The organism is Methylobacterium sp. 1973 (assembly GCF_040545035.1).
GTDB lineage: Bacteria > Pseudomonadota > Alphaproteobacteria > Rhizobiales > Beijerinckiaceae > Methylobacterium > Methylobacterium fujisawaense.
Genome location: NZ_JBEPLA010000042.1, coordinates 1 through 1,511, shown reverse-complemented (window position 1 = coordinate 1,511; position 1,511 = coordinate 1). Strand labels below are relative to the sequence as shown.

Genomic DNA, 1,511 nt, shown 5'->3' with positions numbered 1-1,511 from the left:
AGAACAGGTCCGCCATCGCTACCTCCAGGCCGCAAAACGGCCGCCTGGAATCACAAAACGACAAACCCTGCAACGCCTTGGTTCGGTTCACACCCCAGGTCACGTCGTCCGCGGTGCAGGCCCCCAGAAGGAACTCGATCTTGCGATCTGGGTCGGCGTTGGGGGTGTGCTTGTCGCGTCGCCAATGGACGTACATCGCGGCAATCTCCTGTTTGGTTTTGATTTTCTGGAAGCGGAGAACCGCGAACATGATGATCGACCGGGCGGGCGCTGCTTCTCCTGAATAAGATATGACCAGATCTAGTTCTGTAAAGTCCAAAAATTGGAAATTGTGTACTCACTATACTTTTGTCCCAAAAGTATGCTCGGAACGATCCTAGAGCAAGCATCGACTATCACTGTACTATGCCCATAGTTACTTACTAAGCGGCCATGCGAGCCGCCTTCATGGCCCCATGATGGCGCACCTATGCCGCCGACGACGAGCGCAACGTGTAGGTCTAACCACGCCCTCGCATAGCAACGAATCGCCGATATTGCTTACACTCAAGAAATGAATCGCAGCCGGCCGCATTATTGTCGGTCACATCGGCTTGTTGTCATCCTATGAGGCGCGATAATCTTCCGTCCTACACCTAATATGGAGAATCGCTCATGGATGATCTTACCGGCATGTCCGACGCCCAAGTGCGCGAGTTTGCGGCCAAGCATGCCCGTCGCCTGCAACAGCTGAACGAGAAGGCGAGGCGAACCGCGGAGAAGAGGAAGAACGCCGGCCTGGTGTCGAGGACCGTGCACGTGCCGGCGAAGTTCGCCGATCAGGTCGCGCCGACCATCGAGCGGATGATCGCCGAGCTGACGCAGGCCGAGGCCGATCAGGCGTCGTCCGTCGTACCCTCGGGCGCGCACATCGAATGGCATCCTCCTCACGGGTGATCCCCCAGGGGCGGCGCCAGCCGCCCCTGAATGGCCTCTTGTTCTTCGAGACATCTGCGCGTTCTGCAAACCGAGGCCGGGATCGGCCTAGCGCTGGATGCCCCCCACGAGAGCTACCAAGGCCCAGATCCAGCCGCCGTCACGCCTCCCGAAGCACGGCACTGCCAACCCACGCCGCTCCGGCCAGAACATCGCTTCTTCTACCCCTTCGCCTGGCCGCAGCTCTCGGCTGTGATCCGGTTCGGGCGCGCGAAGCGCCGCTGTGAGAGCTGAGGACGGCCAGACGCGCGGATGATTTTTCACCTGGGCGATAGGCACTGGTGGCACGTCGAAGCCAGGCGATGACGGGGCAGACGGGGTGGACGAGGTAGACCCATTCGCATCGCGTCGGACGCCGATATCCTCGGTCGTACCCGGCGAACCCAAGTCGTCCTAGCGCTGAATGTTAATTATTGTAACGAGGAAATCTCGCGATGGCACTTGACCTTGCCCCGTGTTTGCCCCCGTTCATAACCAGAGTCCGTTCTGGTTCTGGTCCTGTTGGGACCGGGTTGCAAATGCGTTCGGGGTGAGCC

At 59.6% G+C, this 1,511-nt stretch carries 2 protein-coding genes; one reads left to right on the top strand and one right to left on the bottom strand.

The features are described 5' to 3' along the window. Nucleotides 1-250 (bottom strand): hypothetical protein (locus tag ABIC70_RS28360; protein WP_354442439.1); only part of this gene is annotated, 250 nt, incomplete at its 3' end. A gap of 404 nt (nt 251-654) precedes the next feature. On the opposite strand from ABIC70_RS28360, the gene ABIC70_RS28355 reads away from it, so the two are divergent. After that, nucleotides 655-936, top strand: coding sequence for a hypothetical protein (locus tag ABIC70_RS28355; protein WP_354442437.1), 282 nt, complete (start codon nt 655-657; stop codon nt 934-936). The last annotated feature ends 575 nt before the right edge of the window (nt 937-1,511 follow it).

Excerpts from the sequence above, each read along its gene's own strand:
- ABIC70_RS28355 (WP_354442437.1), top strand. The coding sequence starts at position 655 with ATGGATGATCTTACCGGCATGTCCGACGCCCAAGTGCGCGAGTTTGCG.